Genomic DNA, 3,187 nt, shown 5'->3' with positions numbered 1-3,187 from the left:
CCGAGCACCGCCTCGGGCGAGAGGTCGAAGCGCAGCGGATCGGCCACCGCGGCGGCGACCGCCGCCGCCCGGAGCCGGTCGGTGCCGCCGCTGTGCGGGGGCAGCGCGTCGACCGCCCGGCGCGCGGCGGCCAGCAGCTCCGCCGGGGCCGTGAACTCCCGTCCCGGGGTGAGCGTTCCCGTCCACAGCCAGTCGGCGATCTCCTCGTAGGGGTGGCTGCGCGCCAGTTCCACCGGGTCCACGCCCCGGTACCAGTACCGGTCCGCCCCGATCAGCGTCACACCCGTCTCGATCGGCCGCGTCACGTCACCGTCGGCCGGAGCGGGGCGGTGCGCCCGGTGGGCGAGGGCGTCGATCTCCGCGGGGTCGAAGGTGCTGCCGCGGCCCGCCGGGTCGCGGCGGCTGGAGAGCTGTCCCCGGCTGACGTACGCGTACACGGTCTCCGGCTTCACCCCGAGCCGCCGAGCGGCCTCGCGGGTGGTCAGCCGGGCCTTTCCGGCGGTTCCGCCGTCACCCGTCGTGTCCGTCATGCCGACACTGTACCCATCGGCTTACACATTGATTGAATCAATATTGACAGTCATTTATCAACGATGGACAGTCGAGTCACGTCGAGAAGGAGGAACCATGTCGGACACCGGAACGCCGCAGGCGGCCCGCGGAGTACCCGCCGTCGAGGTACCGAGGGGGCTCGCGGGCGTCGTCGTCACCGAGACCGCGCTCGGGGACGTGCGCGGTGCCGAGGGCTTCTACCACTACCGCCAGTACTCCGCGATCGAGCTGGCGGAGAGCCGCAGCTTCGAGGACGTCTGGCACCTGATGTTCCACGGGGAGCTGCCGGACGCCGAGCGCTCGGCCGCCTTCGCGGCGGAGGTCGCCTCGCTGCGCCGCCTCCCGGACGAGGTCGCGCGGGCGCTGCCGGCGATCGCCCGGGCGTCCGCGTCGGCCGGGCCCCTCGCCGGGCTCCGCAGCGCGCTCTCGCTGTACGGCTCCGCCACCGGCCTGCGCCCGCTCTACGACACGGGCCCGGAGCGCCGCGTCGAGGACGCGCTCGCCACCTGCGCCGTCGTGCCCACACTGCTGACGGCGCTGCACCGGATCGGGCAGGGACTGGAGCCGGTCGCTCCCCGCGACGATCTCGGACACGCGGCCAACTACCTCTACATGCTCACCGGTTCGCAGCCCGACCCGGAGCACGCCAGGGCCGTGGAGCAGTACCTCGTGGCCACCGTCGACCACGGCTTCAACGCGTCGACCTTCACCGCGCGGGTCATCGCGTCCACGGGTGCCGACCTGGCGGCCTGCCTGGTCGGGGGCGTCGGCGCGTTCTCGGGGCCCCTCCACGGCGGAGCCCCCGCCCGCGCGCTCGACACCCTGGACGCGATCGGGACCGTCGAGCGGATCGACCCGTGGATCAGGGAGAGGATCGGGCGGGGCGAGCGGATCATGGGGTTCGGCCACGCGGTGTACCGCACCGAGGATCCGCGCTCCCGCATGCTGCGGGCCCTCGGCCTGGCGTTCGGCGGACCGCTGATCGAGTTCGCCGTGCGCGTCGAGGAGCGGGTGGAGGCGATCCTCGCCGAGCTGAAGCCCGGCCGCGAGCTGCACACGAACGTGGAGTTCTACGCCGGCGTCGTCATGGAGCAGTGCGGCCTGCCGCGCGCGATGTTCACGCCGACGTTCGCGGTGGCCAGGGTGGTCGGCTGGAGCGCCAACGTCCTGGAGCAGGCGGCGGATCCGAAGATCATCAGGCCCGGCGCGCGGTACGTGGGGCAGGCGCCACCGCAGCCGGTCCCCGCTCCCTGAGCCGGGCGCGACTACGATCGGGGCCCGTGACCACGACGCCGCCGCAGCCCGATCCCGACGCCGGCCCCGCCGCGTACGCACCCCGCCCCGACACCGCGGCGGGCCCGTCCGCACCAGTGGGGACGAGGGCCGCGGAAACGACGGCCTCGGGAGCACGGGCCGCCGGCACGGGCGAGGCCGCGGCGGGCCGCGGCGCGGCCGGAGCCGCCACGGCCCAGGACGGCGCCGGGGACGGGGCCCCGGCGGCCGTGCCCGTCATCCTGCTCACGGGCTTCCTCGGCGCCGGCAAGACGACGCTCCTCAACCACCTGCTCCGCGAGAGCCGTGGCACCCGCATCGGCGTCGTCGTCAACGACTTCGGCGCCGTCGAGATCGACGCGATGACGGTCGCGGGCCAGGTCGGCTCGTCGATGGTCTCGCTCGGCAACGGCTGCCTGTGCTGCGCCGTCGACGCGAGCGAACTGGACGCGTACCTGAGCCGGCTCACGGACCCCGGGCTCGGCATCGACGTGGTGGTCGTCGAGGCGAGCGGCCTCGCCGAGCCCCGCGAACTGGTCCGCATGCTGCTGGCGTCCGACAACCCTCGCGTGCGCTACGGCGGTCTGGTCGAGGTGGTGGACGCCGTGGGCTACGAGGAGACGCGCGAGCGCCACCCCGGCCTGGAGCGGCAGCTCGCCGTCGCGGACTTGGTGGTGCTCAACAAGGCCGACCTGGCGGGGGAGGAGCGGCTCGCGAAGACCGCCGCGGCCGTCGCGAACGCGGCGCCAGGCATCCCGTCGGTGGCCGTCTCGCACGGCCGGCTCGACCCGGAACTCCTGGTGGACCGGCGTCCCCGGGGCGAGAGCGTGGGGCAGCTGTCGTTCGAGGACGTGCTCGCGCCGGAGGACCACGGCAGCCACCTCCACGCGGCCTACGACAGCACGTCGTTCGTCACGCACCGGCCGATGGACCCGCGGCGCCTGATGGCGTTCCTGGACGGCAGGTCCGAGGGGCTGTACCGCATCAAGGGCTTCGTGGACTTCGGCGCGGCCGACCCGGCGAACCGCTACGCGGTGCACGCCGTCGGCCGCTTCCTGCGCTTCACGCCTCAGCCGTGGGAGCCCGGTGAGGAGCGCGCGACGCGGCTGGTGCTGATCGGGATGGACATCGACGGCGGGGGTCTGACGTCGGCCCTCGGCGCGTGCGAGGCGCCGCGGGATCCGGAAGCCGGGGCCGCAGGCGACGAGTCGGCGATGTGGGGCGTGCTCCGCTACGTGGCGGCGCCGGAGGAGTGAGCGGGCGCGCGGCCCGCGCACGGTCCGGCGCGGCACCCCGACGCCGACCGTGCGCTCAGCCGCGCGGCGGCCGGGCGGCAGCCGGTCGAGAATCGGTCCGATCACGG

At 74.6% G+C, this 3,187-nt stretch carries 3 protein-coding genes; 2 read left to right on the top strand and 1 reads right to left on the bottom strand.

What is annotated here, in order from left to right; genetic code table 11:
* A partial coding sequence (locus L1885_RS26105; RefSeq protein ID WP_235799626.1) for a citrate synthase occupies window positions 1–530 on the bottom strand: 530 nt, incomplete at its 3' end.
* Window positions 531–627: 97 nt separating this feature from the next.
* On the opposite strand from L1885_RS26105, the gene L1885_RS26100 reads away from it, so the two are divergent.
* Window positions 628–1,806, top strand: coding sequence for a citrate synthase/methylcitrate synthase (locus L1885_RS26100; RefSeq protein ID WP_235799625.1), 1,179 nt, complete (start codon window positions 628–630; stop codon window positions 1,804–1,806).
* A 248-nt stretch (window positions 1,807–2,054) separates the two neighbouring features.
* Window positions 2,055–3,080 (top strand): CobW family GTP-binding protein, encoded by a 1,026-nt coding sequence (locus L1885_RS26095; protein ID WP_235799627.1) that lies wholly within the window; start codon window positions 2,055–2,057, stop codon window positions 3,078–3,080.
* The last annotated feature ends 107 nt before the right edge of the window (window positions 3,081–3,187 follow it).

Source organism: Streptomyces fuscigenes (genome assembly GCF_021556455.1).
In the GTDB taxonomy this organism is placed as follows: Bacteria; Actinomycetota; Actinomycetes; order Streptomycetales; family Streptomycetaceae; genus Streptomyces; species Streptomyces fuscigenes.
Note: the sequence above shows the minus strand (reverse complement) of the source record. Positions and strands in the feature narration are given on the sequence as shown.